Origin of the sequence: Flavobacterium sp. SLB02 (genome assembly GCF_009664855.1) — a bacterium.
In the GTDB taxonomy this organism is placed as follows: Bacteria; Bacteroidota; Bacteroidia; order Flavobacteriales; family Flavobacteriaceae; genus Flavobacterium.
This window is the reverse complement of sequence record NZ_CP045928.1, coordinates 2,817,025-2,837,176: the sequence shown is the minus strand read 5'-3', so window position 1 is coordinate 2,837,176 and position 20,152 is coordinate 2,817,025. Positions and strand designations below refer to the sequence as shown.

The window sequence follows — 20,152 nt, the reverse complement described above, 5'->3', positions numbered from 1 at the left end:
CTGGTGTAGAATTTGCTCGCAAAGTCGCAGAGCCGCAAATTTTTTCTTGTATTATGTTTTTAAGTTTTATGAGAGAAAATCAAATAAACTTAAAAAACTTTGCGGCTCTGCGACTTTGCGAGATTAAATAAAACGCTGCCTATAGACAATTCGCTCAAAATCCGTAAATTTAGAACATATTTAAACAAAGTTTAAACTTTAAACAAATAACATTTGAGACTCATTTTATGGAACATATACATACAGAAGAAAAAATAACAAAAAAGAAACCAAAACAATCTACCTGCTGTTGTTCACATGACGAACCCGTTCATTCTAATAATGACGGACACGATCACGGAGATGGAGACGGTCACGATCATGAACACAACGCTGAGGGCGGTTTGTTTAAAATATTTTTACCGGCGATAATCTCATTGGTATTACTGCTTATTGGGATTGGTCTGGATAATTATTTTCCGCAAACCTGGTTTACGGGTTATGTTAGAATTGCCTGGTATATCGTGGCTTATTTGCCTGTTGGACTTCCGGTTTTGAGAGAAGCTTACGAAAGCATCATGAAAGGTGATGTTTTCTCAGAGTTTTTCCTGATGTGTATTGCGACAATTGGTGCTTTTGCCATTGACGAATATCCCGAAGGTGTTGCTGTAATGCTGTTTTACACCATTGGAGAAAACTTTCAGGGATTGGCCGTAAGCCGTGCAAAATCGAATATAAAAAGCCTGTTGGATCAGCGCCCTGACGAAGTAAATGTTTTAGAAAATAACGTTGCTACAAAAGTAAAAGCGGCAGATGTTACGATAGGATCTGTAATTCAGCTTAAAGCAGGAGAAAAATTAGGTCTGGATGGCGAATTACTATCAGATTCTGCTTCGTTTAATACCGCAGCATTAACGGGTGAAAGCAAACCGGATACCAAGGTAAAAGGAGAAACTGTTCTGGCCGGAATGATCAACGGAAACACGATTGCTTTAGTAAAAGTAACAACGGCTTATAAAGACAGCAAGCTTTCTAAGATCTTGGAAATGGTACAAAATGCCACGACCAAAAAAGCTCCAGCCGAATTATTTATCAGAAAATTTGCTAAGATTTATACGCCAATCGTGGTGTATCTGGCAATTGCGATTTGTGTATTGCCATGGCTTTTTGTAGACAATTATGTCTTTAGTGACTGGCTGTACAGAGCTTTGGTATTCCTTGTAATTTCATGTCCTTGTGCATTGGTAATTAGTATTCCGTTAGGATATTTTGGCGGAATTGGCGCTGCAAGTAAAAACGGAATCCTGTTTAAAGGAAGTAATTTTTTGGATAGCATTTCAACCATTCAGAATGTGGTGATGGATAAAACCGGAACCATGACCGAAGGTGTTTTTAAAGTTCAGGAAGTTATTATTCAGGAAGGTTTTGATAAAGCTGAGATTCTGAAACTCGTTAATGTTCTGGAAAGCCAAAGTACGCATCCTGTGGCAACGGCCATTCACAATCATGTGGGACAGATTGATGCTTCAATTGAATTGAAAAATGTAGAAGAAATTTCCGGACATGGTTTAAAAGCCGAAATCAACGGAAAAGAATTGCATGTTGGGAATTTCAAACTGATGGATAAATTCAAGATTCAATATGATATCGATCCAAATTCAGTGGTGTATACTACGATTGCCATTGCCTACGATAATAAATTCGCAGGATATTTGACTATTGCCGATGAAATAAAAGAAGATGCTCAGGAAGCAGTAAGCAAACTAAAAGCATTAGGCGTTAAGGTAACCATGCTGAGTGGTGATAAAACAAATGTGGTACAATTTGTTGCTGATAAATTAGGAATCGCAAATGCTTTTGGAGATTTACTTCCGGAAGATAAAGTGAATAAACTCAACGAGATTAAAGCCAAAAACGAAACGGTAGCTTTTGTGGGCGATGGTGTAAATGATGCACCTGTAATAGCCTTAAGCACCGTAGGAATTGCAATGGGAGGTTTAGGAAGCGATGCCACGATCGAAACTGCCGATGTGGTGATTCAGGACGATAGACCAAGCAAGATTGCAATGGCGATCAATATTGGGAAACAAACCAAAAAAATCGTTTGGCAGAATATTACTTTGGCTTTTGTAGTAAAAGCTTTTGTATTAATTCTGGGTGCGGGCGGACTTGCCACGATGTGGGAAGCTGTTTTTGCTGATGTTGGAGTGGCTTTGTTAGCGATATTAAATGCCGTGAGAATTCAGAAAATGAAGTTTAATAATTTCACTTAAATAAAAAAATCCCAATTCATTCGTTTGAATTGGGATTTTCTATTTATTACAATTAAACTGTTGGTTGTAATTCAAAAAAAAAAATAAAAACATAGAAACATAGGTTTTAGATGTTTAAAGAGTGCGAAAAAAAGAAACTAGTTTCTTCACACATAGTCCCGATAGCTAGCGGGATTAGTTAATGTGAGTGAAACGCCTTTTATAATTTTACATAATCTATGGTTCTATGTGTTTTAAAAAAAGGATCCAAGGGTTTACAATTACTTCTTCAAATGTTTTTGTTCCTGAATTTCTCCATTACCGAAAGACCAATTCTCTAAACCATTATTTTCTAATAAAACAATGATCACATTATTGATCAAAATTTCGGTTGAAGTTGAAATTCTCGAAGCAATTTGATGGTATAATTTTTTCTTTTGTTCTAATGTTCTTCCTTGTCCGGCCGTGATTTGCACATAAACAATATCTTCAGAATGTGAAATACCAAGATAACTTTCAGGATATTTTATCTGATGTGGTTCCAATTCTTCAATGACATGAAAATAATCGTCCTTTGGGATATTAAATTCTGTTATCAAAGATTGATGAATCGATTCTGAAATAGTATTTTTTGTTTCTAATGAAAGCTTTTTAGGAAGGCTGATTCTAACGAATGGCATTTTGTTTTTATTTAAGTTTTTATAAAAATAAGGAATTGTAAGCGATGAAAAATAAGAATCGGATTAAAATTTTAATTCAATTTTAGTTCCTTTATTTTCAATTTTAACTTTGGTAATATTACTTTCAGAAGGTGTTTGCGTAGGATACCAGTTTCTATTCGGTTTAACCATAATCAACAAACCTTCATCATTACCAACGGCAGCAAAAAGTTCACTATTGGCATTTTTAGAAAAGAATGCTAAACCGTGTTCTGCAATTAGTTGTTTTCCTAATTCTAAAGGATTTTCATTCACAATTCCTATTTCGCTTATATTTAGAATAGCTTTAGAACTGAATGCTTCTGTTTGTGCATTATCAAGATCATGTCGGGCAATGAATTCTAATAAATTGCCATTATTATCATAGAAATAAACAGCATTGGCATTCCAGTTTTCGAAATTGGTAATGACTTTTTGATCTTCAATAAAAATTAGATCTACTTTACTTTTACACCATTCGATAGCTTCGTCTAATTTGTTTTCCGGGATATTAAAAGCAAAATGATAGATAGATTTAAACTCTGGATTTTCAACGAATTCCAAAACCGAATTACCTGCCTGAATACTCACAAAGTCTTTGGTTTTTTCTATAATAGGAAGATCAAGAATGTTTTTATAAAAAGTGGCAGTTTGTTCTATATTGTTGGATTGAATTTGAATGTGTGCTAACTTCATGGTGGTATTTTTTCAAGAAGGAAAAGCTTCCTTTCGTTTCAAACAAATTTAAGAAAAGATCGAAGTATTACGATCAGCAGACTATTTTATACTTCGATGAAAGAATAGTAAATTATGATAAGAGTTTCTCCTATTATAATACGTAATTTTTTAAACACATAGGATCATAGATTTTGTAAAATTATAAAAGGCGTTTCACTCACATTAACTAATCCCGATAGCTATCGGGACTATGTGTGAAGAAACTAGTTTCTTTTTTTTATATCCTTTTAAACATCTAAAACCTATGTTTCTATGTGTGTAAAATAGAAAAGCCCATTTCAATTATGAAATAGGCTTTCCGGATTTGAAAAATTTGGGGCAATTTACAAATCGTTTAATGTAATTTATTTTGGCATTTCCGGTACCATAATTCTTCGTGTTGGCGTGCTTAATGTTTCTATAAATGCCAAAAGATCGTTGACTTCTTCTTTATTTAAATCTAATTTTCGAAGCATTGGATCTACTTTTGGAATTAATGAATCTCTTGCAGTTCCCAGATATTTTTTCTGAACTGGCGATGGATTTCCTAAATTGTACAATTCGACAACATCCAGCAAAGAAGGAAAATGCCCGTGATGCATCCAGGGTTTTGTATTGGCCACTTCACGCAATGTTGGCGTTCTGAATTTACCAATGTCTTTTACATCTTTGGTCACATTATATCTCCCGAAATCTTCATTTTTTGTTCCGAATAAAGTCTGTCCGTCATTATGAAACTGATTGTCGCTAAAATAAGGTGTATTATGGCAATTGATGCATTGCGCTTTGGTTCTGAACAAATGCAGACCTTTTACCTGCGAATCGGTATAAGCATCAGATTTTCCGCTTACAAACTGATCAAATTTACTTTTTGGACTATTAATAGATCTTTCGAAAGTAGCAATCGCATATTGTATTCTTTGCAATGAAACCTTTTTGTCTCCAAAAGCAGCTTCAAAAAGCGGTTTATACCCTTTTATTTTGGCAATTTTATCAACTGCAATTGTCAGTTTTTCATTCATCTCGAGAGGATCTCCAATCGGGAATTGCGCCTGATCTTCAAGACTTGAAGCACGACCATCCCAAAATAAAGAAGTAGCATACGCCGAGTTAAGAATCGTCATCGAATTACGTTTTCCGGTTTGACGATCATGGCCAAAAGAACGCGTTAAATTATCTGTCCACCCCAATTCAGGATTATGGCAGGAAGCGCATGCAATTTGTCCGCTTGTAGATAATCTGGGATCAAAAAACAGTATTTTACCCAGACTTTCTTTTTCCTTAGAATACGGATTATAAGACGGATAGGGAACAGCAGGGAGCACACCAATATCCTGAAATTGAGATTTATCGACATTTTTGTGTAATTCCGCCGCCGGCCATTTCGTAGCATCTCCGCCGGAATACAGTTTTCGCAATTCCTGAATGTCAATGTAATCAGGCTGTTCAACGCTTTTGTAGGCCGTTAAACTCACGAGGAATAGGATAGGGACGATTAGTTTTTTCAATTCTTTTGTTTTTGTATGATTTGTTTCAGGTTTTAGGTTTCAGTTTTCAGTTTCAGTTCGTTTTTCAGAAAACTTTGTCAAAGTTGTAAACTTTGACAAAGTTACTGCGACTGCGACTAAAATCTAAAGCGCAACTTCCTTAGGACATTCAATGCTTAAAGCAGCCGGTTTTGGATATGTTTTGTTATTGTACATTCTGTATTGTGTCGAAACAGTTCCTCCAAAAAGTGCTTCGTTTGTAAGTTTCAGTTCGAAAGAAATTTCAAATAAACCTGCACTGATTTCTTGGTAAGTACCTTCTCCGGCGATTTCGATATTATGACTGTTTTTATTGGTTCCTGCAATGGTAATATATTGCGGAATCACCAATACTTTCCCCTGAGTTTTACTGTTTCCGTTCTCTGGGAAAAATTCTAATGCTGAGGTAATATTGAATCCTGGAGAGCTTGCTGCAGCTACTGCTTCATTACTAAACCATCTTTTTAAATTAAAGGAATTGGTTGTTGAGGTACCTGTTACAACATTAAATCCAATTTTGAATGCATCATGATAAACATCATCATTAGGATTGGCCGTTCCTTTATCGCTATATAAAATGGCATTTTCATTGTCTTTTGTTACTACAACAGGAAACGTAAAGGCATTATAAGCCTGCCACGCACAAGTACCGCTTCTATCAAACCAGGTTTCGCCATAAGTCAGGTAAAACTGACTGGATAAATCGTAAAATTTAGATGCCGGATTTGCATTAACATCTCTGGGTGATCGTGTAGGTTTTATGATCTGCAATACCGTATTTCCTGTAGCAACATAATTGGGCGTATTGGTTAATGTTAATTTGGTTTCATAACGCACATCCGGATTTTGGATATCTTCTAATAGAGTTAAATGATAGTTGATGGAGCTTCTGTTATCTCCAAAATCATCATGCGTTAACGAGTAATCAAAGCCATCAAGAAATTTAAAGATACTGGCATTTTCGATTTCAGACGGAATAAATCCGTTAGGAAAATTTACTTTAAAATCGATTTTTTCGCCCACTTCTCCTTTAATCAAATATTGGCCCACAGGAAATGTATAAGCTGTACTTATTTCGCCCAGGGTAATGGTAAAAGTATCATTTGGATATTCAGTATTCAGGTTTCCAATATGAATTTCAGGATCAGATACCGTTTCCAATTTTAAAGAAATACTTTGATTTGCTGCCCATCTTTTATCGAATGAAACAAAAACAGTATCCGTTAATTTACTTCCTTCAAATACTAACTGATTCACCGGATTTACGGTAAAACTTTCATTATCATTTGTTGATGAAACAGCACTAAAATTGACCGTTACAGCACTTTTTAAATAACGGGTAGTTAAAGCAACCGGTATTTTCAACGTTTTTACGGAACTGTTTAGATAAGTAGATCGAGGTGCCAGACTTCCGTTTACAGCAGGATATTCTAAGGGTACGTTATCCTTTGTTAAAAAATTAAATCTGACAAAAGGATCTATCTCAGAACCTAATTTATAATCGTCTTTTGAGCAAGAAGTTATTAGTAAGGTTATAAACAATATGCTAAATATCTTAATACGAGTCATTTTGTTGTAAGTTAGGGTTAAGATTAGTGTTGAATGTTGGTATTGGCAGAACAAATTTTAAAGAAGGATATGTCATACTGCAGCTAGTAGAAATACAACCGTCATTTCTGGAAATATTTTTATGATTGCGCACGAGATCAAAGAACAAATGACCTTCAAAACAAAGTTCTTTTCTTCTTTCTAAAAGAATATTCTCTTTAAGATTAGCTGTATTGGTTAGCAAGGTCGCATTTGCACGGGCACGAATAGTATTAATATCTGCCATTGCTTCACTTGCTTTATTGGTTTCCAAAGCTGCTTCGGCACGGATTAAATACATTTCGCTTAATCTAAAAGCTACATAACCGGCATTATTTTGGAATTTTTTAGTAAAGTTGTAATTCATAGGCGTAAGAACGCCATTTACTAATGTTTGAAGTGATTGTGTAAGAAATAGTTGTTTTCTTAAATCTGTATTTTCATAAAGAGTAACCAAATCATCAGAAGCAACATATTTATTGTAACTGGTTGCCGAAGTATATCCAAAATAACTTGACATAGAATTGCCGGCAATACCTTCTGAATCTCTTGGAATCGAAAATTCTAATAAAATTTCAGAAACCGGAAGATCTGTTTTTGCCCATTCTGCAAGGTAATTTTCTTTCTCTGTTAACCTAACCCCGGAATTTATGATGACATCATTTGCAGTTTCGTAAGCATTTGTCCAGTCATTTTTTTGCAGATAAACTCTGGCAAGCAGTGCTTTTGCACTATTAACGTTGAAATAAGAGTAAACGGGACCTGAAAGTACCAAAACAGAGTAATTATCAATTGCTGTTTTTAGATCGGTTATAATTAAATTATACGTATTGGCTACAGTTTCTCTTTCGGGATATTCTATTCCTGCTTTTATTGATTTTGTGTTGTAAACAATCCCTAAATGAGAAGCATCTGAGGTATAACTGTAATTTTGGCTGTAAACCTGCGATAAAAGAAAATGTGCATAAGCTCTTATGGTCAATGCTTCTGCTTTAATTTGTTTCTTTTCTTCGTCAGTCGCATCGGTTAGGGCGGGAGTATATTCTAAAATTAAGTTAGCCTGATTGATGATATCATAACTTCCGTCATAAAATGATTTGTAATTACTGGTAAGCGCCAGATCATCAAAAGAATAAACCTGCTCAATATTCCCTGATGGAGAAATTTGCCCTCTGCTGCTTCCGGAAGCCGTTGGGGTAAATTTTAAATTTCCTCCTTGCAAATCAGCATAAACAGCAAAACGGTCATTTTTTACATTGGCTTCAAGCTCTGTATAAAGTCCGGTTAAAGCAGTTACTACTCCTTGCTTGTTTTGCAAAAGCTCATCGATAGAGGTTTGAGTTCCGGGTTCCTGTTCTAAGAAATCACTGCAGCTTTGTAGTGAGAATATCAGGAAAAAAAGTGTGATGTATTTTGAATATTTCATTTCTTTAAAATTTAGCATTAACTCCCAGCGAGATTGTTCTGGCCTGAGGATATATAAAACTGTATTCTCGTATTCCGTTCATTCCTTTCGGACTTTTTTCCTTATACCAATACGCCACATTCGAAGCATCTGCAAAAACAGACAGAGCATCCAGAAAAGTATTTTTTAGGGGTACATTATAACTTAAATTAATATTGCTGATTCGTACATAAGTACCGTCATATATGTACTTACTTAAATTAGGAATAATAGGTGAAGATGTTACTGCTGACTGTGAAACATTATCACCTGGATTTCTCCAGTAATCGTACGCATTTACAGAAAGATTTCTATTTAAAGTATTAGAATACTTGTCGATATAAACATCACCCACAAAGACATCGCCTCCTAGTTGAAAATCACCTCTTACAGATAAGGTTAGATTGTTATAAAATGTAAAACTGTTATAAAAACCTCCGTAGGCATCTGCCTGGGTATCGCCAATTGGTACCCAGTCTGCAACAGTATGAGAATCATTATACGTTTTCGTATCGTATATTTTTCCATCTTTTTCTACGAGATCTCTACCTGTAGCGGGATCCACTCCAATCCATTTTATTCCCCATAAAGTAGTTGTGCTGTAGCCTATTTTTTGTGCTAAGGCAAGATTTCCTAAAGCATAGTCACTTCCTAAACCTTTTAGATCAGTTACTTTACTTTCAACAGTAGAAATATTGAATGTTGTAGTCCATTTAAAAGCATTACTTTTTATCCATTTAATTCTGGTAGTCAATTCAAAACCTTTATTATACATGCTCGACGCGTTTAACTGAACAGAATTATATCCGGTTTCTGTTGGGATATCTCTTGTCGTAATTAAATCGGTTTTGTTGTCATAATAATATTCTAAAGTCAATTCGATTCGTTTAAAAATATTAAAATCAAAACCAACATTAAATTTTGTGTTTTTTTCCCAGCTTAAATTCCCGTTTGGAGCAGCACCGGTCGTTGCTCCGATGTACCCGTTATAGTCGTTTTGAGTAATATTATATAAACCTTTTGCTCTATAAGAACCAATTCTTGAATTTCCTGTAGAACCGTAACTCACTTTAAATTTTAGAAAATCAATCCATGTATTTGACTGTAAGAAATTTTCATTGCTTGTAATCCAACTCAAACCTGCGCCGCCATTAAGAGCAACGTTTGTATCATCTCCAAAAACAGAGCTTTCGTCGCGTCTTAAATTCGCTAAAACATAATAACGTTTTTTATAGTTATAATTCACCTGAGATAGAAATGAAACTCTCGAATTATAGCTAATTTCACCTCTGGAACTCTGACCGACTTTAGATTCATCAACCAAAGCAGTTGCAGGATTATCATCTCTGACAGCATCACTGATTTTATTAATTTGATACGGATTGACAAATCCTACTCCGGATTTAAAATTAAAATCTGTTTTATCTTCAGATAATTCAAAACCTGCGACACCATCAATTTCATGATTTTCGTTTAATTGTTTATTAAATAAAACTTGTCCCTGCCAGTTCCATTTTGTCGAATTTCGTTGATTTAAAATTCGTCTTCCCCATGCAGGATACAAAATTCCGTTAAGTGTAAAAGATCCATTAAACTGACCACTTTCATTTGCAGCAGAAAAATAACGATCCTGCTCTTTATCTGTATAGTCCATCCCGAAAAGCGTCGAAAATTTTATAGCCTTACTAAGCTGATACGATAAATTTAAACTTCCAAGAAGACCAAATGTCTGCGACTGATTTTTATTTTGTTCAATAGCAGCCAGCGGATTTCCTCTTGTGATACCGCTTACTCCCAAATCTGCATAAGAACCATCTGCATTGTAAACTGCTAGCGTTGGCAAATAAGCAAAACTAGAAAAGATATTTGGAGCATCTTTTTGTACGTAACTTGGATTCAGCATTAAGTTAGCACTCCATTTTCCTGAATTGAATCCTAAATTAATTCCTGCGTTTAATTGTTTGGTATCATTGCCTAGTTGAGCTTCATTAATTTTTAAATAGCTTACGTTTGTACGATAGGAGAATTTTGAAGTTGATCCCGAAACATTGAAATTATATTTATTATAAATTCCGCTTCTGTTTAAAACCTCGAACCAATCTGTATTTATACCATTATAAGCGACAGGAGTATAGCCTGTTGTGGTATTTTTCATGTAATCATTTCTAAGTTCAGTAAATTGTTCTCCACTTAGATATTTAATTCTGTTAATAGCAGAAGAAATTCCCAATTGGTTAGAGAAACCAAATTGTGTTTTTCCTTTTTTTCCTTTTTTGGTCGTAATTAAAATTACGCCATTTGCACCATCAGCACCATAAATCCCCACTGCGGCACCATCTTTTAAAACGGATATCGTCTCAATATTTTCAGGTGCAATTTTCATTAGCGGGTTGGCTAAATCTTCGGAAGTATCACCACTCCCGTTAAAAGAGATAGCGTCAATCGCATATTCTTCACTCATTACAACACCATCAATAATAATTAACGGCTGCGTAGAAGTTCCGGTTTTTGCTCCGGTTAAAGAAGATAATGTTCCTTGTCCACGAATATTGATTTTTACCGGACCGCCAACACCAGAAGTATTTTCGACCATAACACCTGCAATTTGCCCCGTAATCATTTTATCGATACTTTCTGAAGCTTGTTCTACAGCTATATCTTTTGCATTTAAAGTCGAAATACTACCTACAATCTCTTCTTTTAGTTTTGTAGTACCATAAGAAGACGTAATCACAACCGGATTTAACTCGTCTGTAAATTCTTCAAGATAAAAAGTAAATTCTTTTTTATTATCTGCTTTTACAGTTTGAGAAATCATTCCTAAAAAGCCAACTTCAAGCACCATATCGTTAATGTTGTTTCCTTTTAGCTGGTAAACAAACTTTCCGCTAAAATCAGTTATAGCGCCCATTCCGGTTCCTTTTACACGAATTGTTGCGCCGGGAAGTGGCTGTTTGTCATTGGCATTATAAACCGTTCCGCTAATGAATCGCTCTTTTTCATCAGAAGATATATTAGATGTTAGAGCAGGAGCAGCGTTCGTTAATAAAACCTGTTTTTTCTGGATATAAAACGAAATATTTTTGCCGGCAAATAATTGCGTTAAAGCAGTTTCTAAACTTACATTCTGAACATTAAGATCGGCCAGTTGATCCGCATCAATTTTTCGGGCGTTATAAATAATCCTAAAATCGGTTTGTTCTTCAATAGCTTTAATAATCAGACTGATAGGTTTGTTTTTGAGCTGTAATGTAACGCCTTTATTCTGAGTAAAACCTTTAAAACAGGATATGAATAGGGCTAGGAAAAATAGAATTTTCCTTAAATCGTGTATCGTAAAAGTCATGTTTATTTAGTTATGGAAGATTGGTAATGGTTATCATATTTCCTTTAACGGAATAATTAAATGGCGTGTCACGTTTTAGAAGTTCTAAAATGTTTTCGACACTGGATTCGCTAATTTTAATAGTTCCCGTAAAATTCTGTCTAGCCAAAACAGTATTTTCGTTAATAATTTCGACGTCGTAGGTACGCTGAATTATTTTAGCGATGGTGGAGAATGGGGTATCTTTAAAAGCAAGTTCACCTTTTGTCCATGCCGAATAAAAGCTAGGGTCAACTTCTTTTGTTATAATTTTTTTGGAGTTATTGTTCCAGGTTGCCATTTGATTGGGTTGAAGTAAAACAGCATTTAGTTTGTTTTCGGCTTCATACATCTGAATGCTTCCTTCAACCAAAGTACCATTTACACTTGGATTTTCAGGATAAGCACTTACGTTGAACCTGGTTCCCAAAACTTCAATATCGACCTGATTAGCGTTGACAATAAAAGGATGTTCTTTGTCTTTGACAACTTCAAAAAAAGCTTCACCGGTTAAGTACACATTTCTTTTTCCGTTGATGCCAAATTGCTCCGGATATTTTAAAGTTGTTCCTGAATTTAAATTGACCACCGTTCCGTCAGAAAGTGTAAGTTTAAACTTTTTTCCGTAAGGAACTTTTAGCGTATTGTAAACCACTTCCTGATCCTGAACTTTACCAAAATAAATGATTTGATTTGGCAATTTCTTCGCAATCAGATCGCCTTTGTCGTTTACTAATTTCGTTTGGTTGTCTTTCGTAATATATTCAGAGCGGCCATCGGCTAATTCTAAAACAATCTCTTTTGATGATTTTGTTTTCTGGGTAAAGTCGAAAGCTAATTTTCCTAAACCAAATAAAACCAGAAATACAGCGGCATATTTCAGGAACTGAATTGCTTTCTTTTTAGGCTGAATTGAGACTACCGGAGTTGATGCTGTAGAAATATCTTCAGAAAGCGCTGTTAACGCCCAGGTTTTCTTTAAGGTGATAAAATGCCCTTTATTTTCTTCCGAAGCATTAATCCATTCAAAAAGCATTTGAACTTCTTGTTCTGAAGCTTCGTTCGAAAGGTATTTATAAATGATTTCCGATGTCATATTTAAGTTTTTGAACTTCTCGTTTTAGTAAGTACACTTCAGAAATAAAATACCCTACCTTTTATTTTTAATTATTACAAATAAGGATAAAAATTAAGAACAAATAATCTGATAGTTTAGTTTTTAAAATCTTCAAAGCCTTTGTCATGTGGGCTTCTACAGCTTTTAATGTTACTTGCATTTCTTCGGCGATTTCTGCATTTTTTTTATTTTCGAAACGCTTTTTTATAAAAACTTCGCGGGTTTTAGGTGGAAGATCGCTTATCGATTCCTGAATTAAACGTTCAAGTTCAGTTAATTCTAAAGTATCAAACTGCACCGAATTTAAGATTTCGATATCCAGTCCTCTTTCCTTTTGGTTTAAAACTTCACTTTTGAATTTATCCTTTACCTTATTATGTCGAATCATGTTCAGGCATTTCGATTTGGCATACGTATATAAAAAAGACTGGATACCGTTTATCGATTCGACAGTTTCCCTGTTTTGCCATAAATGCAGGAAAGCTTCCTGAGCCAGATTCTCAGCTTCATCTTTATCATAAATAAACTGAACGCTAAATGCGGTGATTCTGCGAAAGTATTTATCGTAAAAATAAGTGAAAGCAGTTTCGTCTCCTTCTTTGAAAGATTCAAAATGATGTAATTCGAAACTGGTATTATTATTCATTATAAGAAAATCACTTTTTTAGAAAGCAATAAAGGCAATTTAATAAAAAGACCTTTTTTGCACAGAAAGCGGCAAATATAAAAGTTTATTTATATTAATTCTAAATAAAATTCAAATAAACATCGTTTCAAAAAATATTATTCAGAATAAGTGTAAAAAATGCGTTTATCTTATAAGTTATAAGTAAGTTTAGTACCGCTGCGTGTGTTTATTAAACCATATAAGTTATATAAGTAAATACAAGCTCGGTGTTTTTTGACTGTAAAAATCATATAAGCAACTTTAATATGAACTTATATAAGTTATATGGTGAAACGCTTTTTATAAATCCTTTTTATTCAAAGTAAAAATTATACGCACCAACTTTAATATGAACTTATATAACTTATATGGTGAAATGTTTTTTATAAATCTCTTTTATTCAAAGTATAAAATTGTGCGAAAGACCTTTAATATGTATTTATATAATAAAAAATTTTGCACTCAAATATTGGTAAATTAATTTTAATTTGTATCATTGTAGTATAGAATAGTATAATAACCTAGAATTTGTTTAATGAGACAGTATCCTTTCCTACTAAAAAACCTCTTTTTTTCCGTTTTATTGGTGGCACTTTGTACGCCTGCTTTCGCCCAAAAAAGCATTAAAATGACTTTTGGCAAAAGTGGTATTATAACTTATGATGCCAAAGAAAAAACAATTGCAGTAAGTCAATCTGGCAAAACTATTTTTAGCGGAGCAAAAGCTTCGGTTTTGGTTAATAGTAAAACAATTGCGGCAAACGATTATCCGGATGCAGTTTTTGCAAAAGAAGCTATTAGCGATGATTTAGGAAAAGGTCTAAAATACACACTTACTTATAAAGAAAAAAGTAAGCCTACTCTAATCCAAAGTTTCTACATTTATAACAATAAGGACTATTTTATAACTCAATTAGAAATTTTAGGCAACGGACAGCAAATTGCCACCAATTATATTGCACCGTTAGATTTAGGAAAAATTGCTTTTGATAAAATAGAAAATCTGCATACCGTTTTTGTTCCTTATGATAATGATGCATTCATTAGTTATAATTCTAAAAAATTAGATACGATTTCTCATAACAATAGTGCCGAAGTTGGAATTATATTCAATAATGCATCCCGTAACGGTTTTATTGTAGGTTCGCTTGAACATACCATTTGGAAAAGTGCCGTAAAAACAAACAATCAAAATAAACAAGCTTCATTTTCTGCCTGGGCAGGATATTCAGAAAAAGAAAATACACGCGATAGTATTGCGCATGGTATTGTAAAAGGAGATAAAGTAGCTTCTCCAAAATTTTTCGTGGGTTATTACTCAGACTGGAGAAACGGAATGGAACAATATGCTAAAACCAATCGTATCGTAGAGAAACCTTATGTTTTTGCGTGGGACAAACCAACTCCGGTAGGCTGGAACAGCTGGGGAGTTTTGATGGAAAAAATCAATTTTGAGAATACTACCAAAGTAGCTGATTTCTTTGCCAATTCGGTTCCAGAATTTCGTGTTGGTAATACCGCTTATATCGATCTTGATTCGTTTTGGGACAATATGGTAAAAGGTGGTTTTACAGGAGATTTCAGCAAACTAAAAGAATTCGCTGATTATTGCAAAAAGAAAGGTTTAGAACCGGGAGCGTATTGGGCACCGTTTACAGATTGGGGCTGGAAAGATGGTCCAGATCGTAAAGCGGAAGGAAGTGATTATACTTTTGGACAAATGTGGACCAAAACCGGAAATAATTATTTTGATTTTGATGGTGCCCGTGCCATCGATCCTACACATCCGGGAACGCTAAAACGCGTTGATTATGTGATTAATAAACTAAAAGAATGCGGTTTTAAAATGATCAAAATTGACTTTTTGGGTCACGCTGCTGCGGAATCTACTTCGTTTTATGATCAAAATGTAACAACAGGAATGCATGCTTATAGAGTAGGGATGGAACATTTAGTAAATGCGCTTGACGGGAAAATGCTAATTTATGCTGCGATTTCTCCTAATATGGCCACTTCCCGTTACGCACACGTTCGTCGTATTGCGTGCGATGCCTGGAAAACTATTGAGCAAACACAATATACCTTAAATAGTGTAAACTATGGTTGGTGGCAAACGTACTCATACGATTATATCGATGCAGATCACGTGGTTTTTGCCGATGTGACCGAAGGAGAAAACCGTGCAAGATTAATTTCGTCTGTAATTACAGGAACCTTAATTACCGGAGACGATTACAGCAAAGACGGAATCTGGAGCAAACGTGCTAAAGAATGGTTGCAGAATAAAGAACTACTTAAAATTGTAGAAAACGGTTTAGCATTTCGCCCGCTGGAAGGAAATACAGGAAAATTAACCACCGAAGTTTTCGAACAAAAAATAGGAAACAATTGGTATATCGCTGTTTTGAATTACGGAAATATGCCTAAAAACTATGCACTTCCTTTACAAAGATTAGGTGTAAAAAATGGGAGCTATAAATTGCAGGATGTTTTTACTGCTCAAAATAGCGAAGTAAAAAACAACAGTATAAATGTAAGTATTGGTTCTAAAGATGCCCGTTTGTTTAAAATTGTAAATCGTTAACTGAATGCTTATGAAAAAACAGTTTTTTAAGAAAACGATGCTACTATTGACGTTACTAATCCTTTCGTCAAATGCAGTTAATGCGACAGTATCATTGCCTTCTTTCTTTACCGATAATATGGTACTGCAACAAAAAAGTGCCGTTCCGTTTTGGGGAGAAAGTGATGCGAAATCAGTAAGTATTACCACTTCATGGGATAAAAAAACATACAAAACCAATGTCGAAAATGGCAAATGGAAAGTAGTTTTTAAAACTCCCGTTTATGGAGGGCCGTACACGATTACTATAAATGACGGAACGGATAGAACGCTCAACAATATTTTAATTGGTGAAGTTTGGTTGTGTTCCGGACAGAGTAATATGGAAATGCCTCTTGAAGGCTGGGGAAAAATTGACAATTATAAACAAGAAATAGCAAACGCCAATTATCCTAATATACGATTATTACAGGCAGAACATATAGAAAGCACTTTACCATTAAACACACTAAAAGTACAACACGACGGATGGAATGTTTGCAGTCCTAAAACCATTGCTGATTTTAGCGCAACGGCCTATTTTTTTGCCAGAAAGATTTACAAAGAAAAAAATATCCCAATTGGGTTGATTCATTCTTCCTGGGGAGGAACATTAATTGAAGCCTGGACAAGTTCCGGAGCGTTATCGACCATTCATGATTTTGATGCCGAAATTCAGGCGATGAAATCAGAAGTTGATCAGGAGGCTTTAATGAAAAAATACAATGCCGATATGGCCGTATGGGAAAAGAAACTCACAGATTCGGATAAAGGATTTGGGGCAGGAAAAGCGATTTGGGCAACAGCCAATTTTGATGATACATCATGGAAAACAATGCCATTGCCGGCATTTTTTGAAAATAAAGGATTAGCCAATTTTGATGGCGTAGTATGGTTTCGAAAAAAAGTAACTATTGCTGCAAACAATGCAGAATTTACCCTAAGTTATTTGGCAGATGATGACGATATGATTTGGGTAAACGGAAATTATATTGGCAAAACCAAAGGATATAATGTAGAACGCCATTATACAATTCCGTCAAAGTTTCTCAAAAAAGGAGAGAACATTATAACGATACGAGTTTTTGACGGAGCAGGAAACGGAGGAGTTTATGGAGATGAAAACTTCTCATTACAATCAGGAAAACAATCAATTTCATTAGCCGGAGACTGGAAATATAATATTGGCGCAGATATCAAAGATTTGCCTGCAAAACCGTATTTGGCTCAAGGCCAAAACAGACCAAGCGCGATATATAATGCCATGATTGCACCTTTGATTGATTATAAAATAAAAGGAGTAATCTGGTATCAGGGAGAAAGTAATGCTGAAAGAGCGCATCAATACCAGACATTATTTCCATTATTGATAAACGATTGGAGAGAAAAATTTAAAGATAAAAATTTGCCTTTTTTCTTTGTTCAATTAGCCAATTACAAACAACAAAAACAGCAACCGGGAGATTCTGATTGGGCAGAGTTGAGAGAAGCACAATTTAAAGCTTTAAAACTATCCAACACCGGAATGGCGGTTACAACCGATATTGGGAACGGAGAAGACATTCACCCAAAAAACAAGCAAGATGTAGGAGGTCGTTTGGCCAGTATTGCTTTGGCAAAGGTGTATAATGTCAAAATTGATTATTCGGGACCGTTGTATAAATCGTATGATATCAAAGGAAGTACAGTTACTATAGATTTTGATTTTAATAAAAACATAAAAGCCAGAGACGATACGCTTAAAGGATTTAGCATTGCGGGATCAGACCAAAAGTTTTATTGGGCTGAGGCTAAAGTAGTCAACGATAAAGTCGAGGTATATTCTCACGAAGTTCCAAATCCGGTAGCCGTTCGCTACAATTGGGCTGATAATCCTGACGGAAATTTAACGAATGTATCGGGATTACCGGCATCTTCTTTTAGAACAGATGTCTGGGCAGGAATTACACAAGAAAAGAAATAGAAATAAAATATAATAAAAATGAAAAAACACATTACCAATTTAAGGCAATCTTTTGGGATCGCATTTTTTATGCTGGCGAGTTATTGCAGCCCGGTTTCGGCGCAACAAATTATCTCAGTAAAAACAAAAAGTAATGCGCTTGTTTTGCAAGTTACTCCTGGAAAAGAAGTAAACACTATTTACTTAGGAGAAAAATTAGCCAATGATTTTGATTATGTAAAAATACAAGGTCAGTTCAAACAAGGAACAGATTATTCAGGAATTTACAATGCAGCCTATACGCCATCTGGTTCTAAAAACTTACTGGAACCAGCAATTGCAGTAACGCACGCTGACGGAAATACTTCACTAGATTTATTATATGTAGACCATAAAACAACAACGGTAAGCACAGGAGTTTCTCAAACAGAAATTACACTTAAGGATAATGTTTACCCAATCGAGGTTCATTTGTTTATTCAGTCGTATTATGATACTGATGTTATCGAGCAATGGACAACTATTAAACACGCAGAAAAAGGAAATATTACTTTAAACAAATATGCTTCGGCTAATTTATACCTTAAAGGATACAAGAACTTTTACCTGAATCAATATCATGGTGACTGGGCAAAAGAAATGCAGCCTGAAGAAACCAAACTGACTCACGGAATTAAGGTTTTGGATACAAAATTAGGTTCACGTGCCAACTTGTTTCAACCATCTGTATTTATGGTTTCTCTGGACAAACCTGCTACAGAAGACGAAGGAAAAGTTTTATTTGCAGGTTTAGAATGGTCAGGAAATTTCCGTACAGATTTAGAATTAGATCCGTTGAATAATCTTCGTGTTATTTCGGGTATTAATAATGCAGCGGCAGCGTATTCATTGGCAAAAAACACTGTTTTTACAACGCCTAAATTTTGGTACACTTTATCTTCTAAAGGAAAAGGAACTGCCAGCCGTAATTTGCACGACTGGTCAAGAATTTATAAAATATTAGACGGAAAAGGAAGCCGTTTGACATTGCTAAATAACTGGGAAGCGACTTATTTTAATTTTGATGAAGATAAACTAAAAGTACTTATCGCAGATAGTAAAAAATTAGGCGTTGATATGTTTTTATTAGACGACGGATGGTTTGGAAACAATTTCCCTCGTAACAATGATGACGCAGCTCTTGGAGACTGGGACGTAAACAAAAAGAAATTACCAAACGGAATTGGAACTTTGGTAAAAACAGCCAAAGACAATCAGGTAAAATTCGGAATCTGGATTGAGCCAGAAATGGTAAACCCGGCGAGCGATTTATACAAAAAACACCCGGAATGGATCATCAAACAACCGGGAAGAGCAGAACATTATTTCCGTAACCAATTGGTTTTAGATTTATCAAACCCTAAAGTTCAGGATTTTGTTTATGGAGTGGTAGACAATCTTTTTACAGAAAATCCGGAATTGGCGTATATCAAATGGGATTGTAATGCAGTAATTTACAATGCCTATTCAAGCAATTTAAAAGACAAACAATCTAATTTTTATACGGATTATGTAACAGGATTGTATAAAGTTCTGGAACGTATTCGTGTAAAATACCCTAAAGTACCAATGATGCTTTGCTCAGGTGGTGGAGGTAGAGTAGATTATGCTGCCCTAAAATATTTTACAGAATTCTGGCCAAGTGATAATACAGATCCTTTAGAAAGAGTGTATATGCAATGGGAATACTCGTATTTTTACCCTGCATTGACAATCGCAGCGCACGTAACAGATTGGGGGAAACAACCTATAAAATACCGTACAGATGTTGCCATGATGGGAAGATTAGGTTTTGATATTGTAGTAAAAGATCTAAACGAAAAAGATTTGGCTTTTGCTCAACAATCCATCAAAAATTATAATGCATTGAGTAATACAATCTGGCAGGGAGACCAATATCGTTTGCAAAATCCTTGGGGTAATGATGCTGCATCTGTAATGTTTGTAAACAAAAACGGTAACGAAGCAGTAGTTTTTAGTTATTCGGTTAATTCCCGTTACGAAGCAGGAACGCATTTACCAATTAAATTAAAAGGATTACAAGCAGGACAAAACTACAAAGTAGAGGAAATCAACGTGTATCCAGATAAAAAGCCAGTGGTAGAAACCGCCACATATTCAGGCGATTTTTTAATGCAGGTTGGTATCAACCCGAATGTGAATTCTACTAATACGAGCGTTGTTTTAAAAATTACAAAGACCTAAATCTCAAACATTA

General features: G+C 34.9%; 12 protein-coding genes. 4 read left to right on the top strand and 8 right to left on the bottom strand.

Translation table 11 applies throughout. From position 1 onward, the window contains the following. The first annotated feature begins 227 nt into the window (after positions 1–227). Positions 228–2,252 carry a heavy metal translocating P-type ATPase gene (locus GIY83_RS10745; RefSeq protein ID WP_208686901.1) on the top strand — a complete coding sequence of 675 codons (2,025 nt, stop codon included), beginning with the start codon at positions 228–230 and terminating at the stop codon, positions 2,250–2,252. Positions 2,253–2,512: 260 nt separating this feature from the next. Here GIY83_RS10745 and GIY83_RS10740 read toward each other — a convergent pair whose 3' ends face one another. The 8 genes from GIY83_RS10740 to GIY83_RS10705 all read right to left on the bottom strand — a co-directional run bounded on the left by GIY83_RS10740 (position 2,513) and on the right by GIY83_RS10705 (position 13,330). After that, on the bottom strand, positions 2,513–2,911 hold the full coding sequence (locus GIY83_RS10740) for a tautomerase family protein (RefSeq protein WP_194616649.1): 399 nt from the start codon (positions 2,909–2,911) through the stop codon (positions 2,513–2,515). 63 nt (positions 2,912–2,974) lie between these two features. After that, a complete protein-coding gene (locus GIY83_RS10735) occupies positions 2,975–3,625 on the bottom strand; it encodes a VOC family protein (RefSeq protein ID WP_194616650.1) in 651 nt (216 codons plus the stop codon). A 386-nt stretch (positions 3,626–4,011) separates the two neighbouring features. Beyond that, the gene (locus tag GIY83_RS10730; protein ID WP_208686899.1) at positions 4,012–5,154 is read right to left on the bottom strand and encodes a cytochrome-c peroxidase; all 1,143 of its coding nucleotides are present in this window, start codon (positions 5,152–5,154) and stop codon (positions 4,012–4,014) included. A 123-nt stretch (positions 5,155–5,277) separates the two neighbouring features. Then, positions 5,278–6,741, bottom strand: coding sequence for a hypothetical protein (locus tag GIY83_RS10725; RefSeq protein WP_208686897.1), 1,464 nt, complete (start codon positions 6,739–6,741; stop codon positions 5,278–5,280). After that, positions 6,728–8,185, bottom strand: a complete 1,458-nt coding sequence (locus GIY83_RS10720) for a RagB/SusD family nutrient uptake outer membrane protein (RefSeq protein ID WP_228520439.1) — start codon at positions 8,183–8,185, stop codon at positions 6,728–6,730. The genes GIY83_RS10725 and GIY83_RS10720 overlap by 14 nt, the downstream gene beginning before the upstream one ends. 4 nt (positions 8,186–8,189) lie before the next feature. Continuing rightward, complete coding sequence (locus GIY83_RS10715; RefSeq protein WP_208686895.1) at positions 8,190–11,549, bottom strand: SusC/RagA family TonB-linked outer membrane protein; 3,360 nt, start codon at positions 11,547–11,549, stop codon at positions 8,190–8,192. A gap of 10 nt (positions 11,550–11,559) precedes the next feature. Continuing rightward, the gene (locus GIY83_RS10710) at positions 11,560–12,663 is read right to left on the bottom strand and encodes a FecR family protein (protein WP_208686893.1); all 1,104 of its coding nucleotides are present in this window, start codon (positions 12,661–12,663) and stop codon (positions 11,560–11,562) included. 67 nt (positions 12,664–12,730) lie between these two features. Beyond that, positions 12,731–13,330 carry an RNA polymerase sigma-70 factor gene (locus GIY83_RS10705; protein ID WP_208686890.1) on the bottom strand — a complete coding sequence of 200 codons (600 nt, stop codon included), beginning with the start codon at positions 13,328–13,330 and terminating at the stop codon, positions 12,731–12,733. 649 nt (positions 13,331–13,979) lie between these two features. On the opposite strand from GIY83_RS10705, the gene GIY83_RS10700 reads away from it, so the two are divergent. From GIY83_RS10700 to GIY83_RS10690, 3 genes are read left to right on the top strand one after another with little or no spacing between them, the layout of a single operon-like run. Continuing rightward, positions 13,980–15,935: an alpha-galactosidase gene (locus tag GIY83_RS10700; RefSeq protein ID WP_229029292.1), complete on the top strand. Its 1,956-nt coding sequence runs from the start codon at positions 13,980–13,982 to the stop codon at positions 15,933–15,935. Positions 15,936–15,945: 10 nt separating this feature from the next. After that, the gene (locus tag GIY83_RS10695) at positions 15,946–17,916 is read left to right on the top strand and encodes a sialate O-acetylesterase (RefSeq protein WP_208686887.1); all 1,971 of its coding nucleotides are present in this window, start codon (positions 15,946–15,948) and stop codon (positions 17,914–17,916) included. Between the two features lie 18 nt (positions 17,917–17,934). Continuing rightward, positions 17,935–20,139, top strand: a complete 2,205-nt coding sequence (locus GIY83_RS10690; RefSeq protein WP_208686885.1) for an alpha-galactosidase — start codon at positions 17,935–17,937, stop codon at positions 20,137–20,139. Positions 20,140–20,152 lie beyond the last annotated feature (13 nt).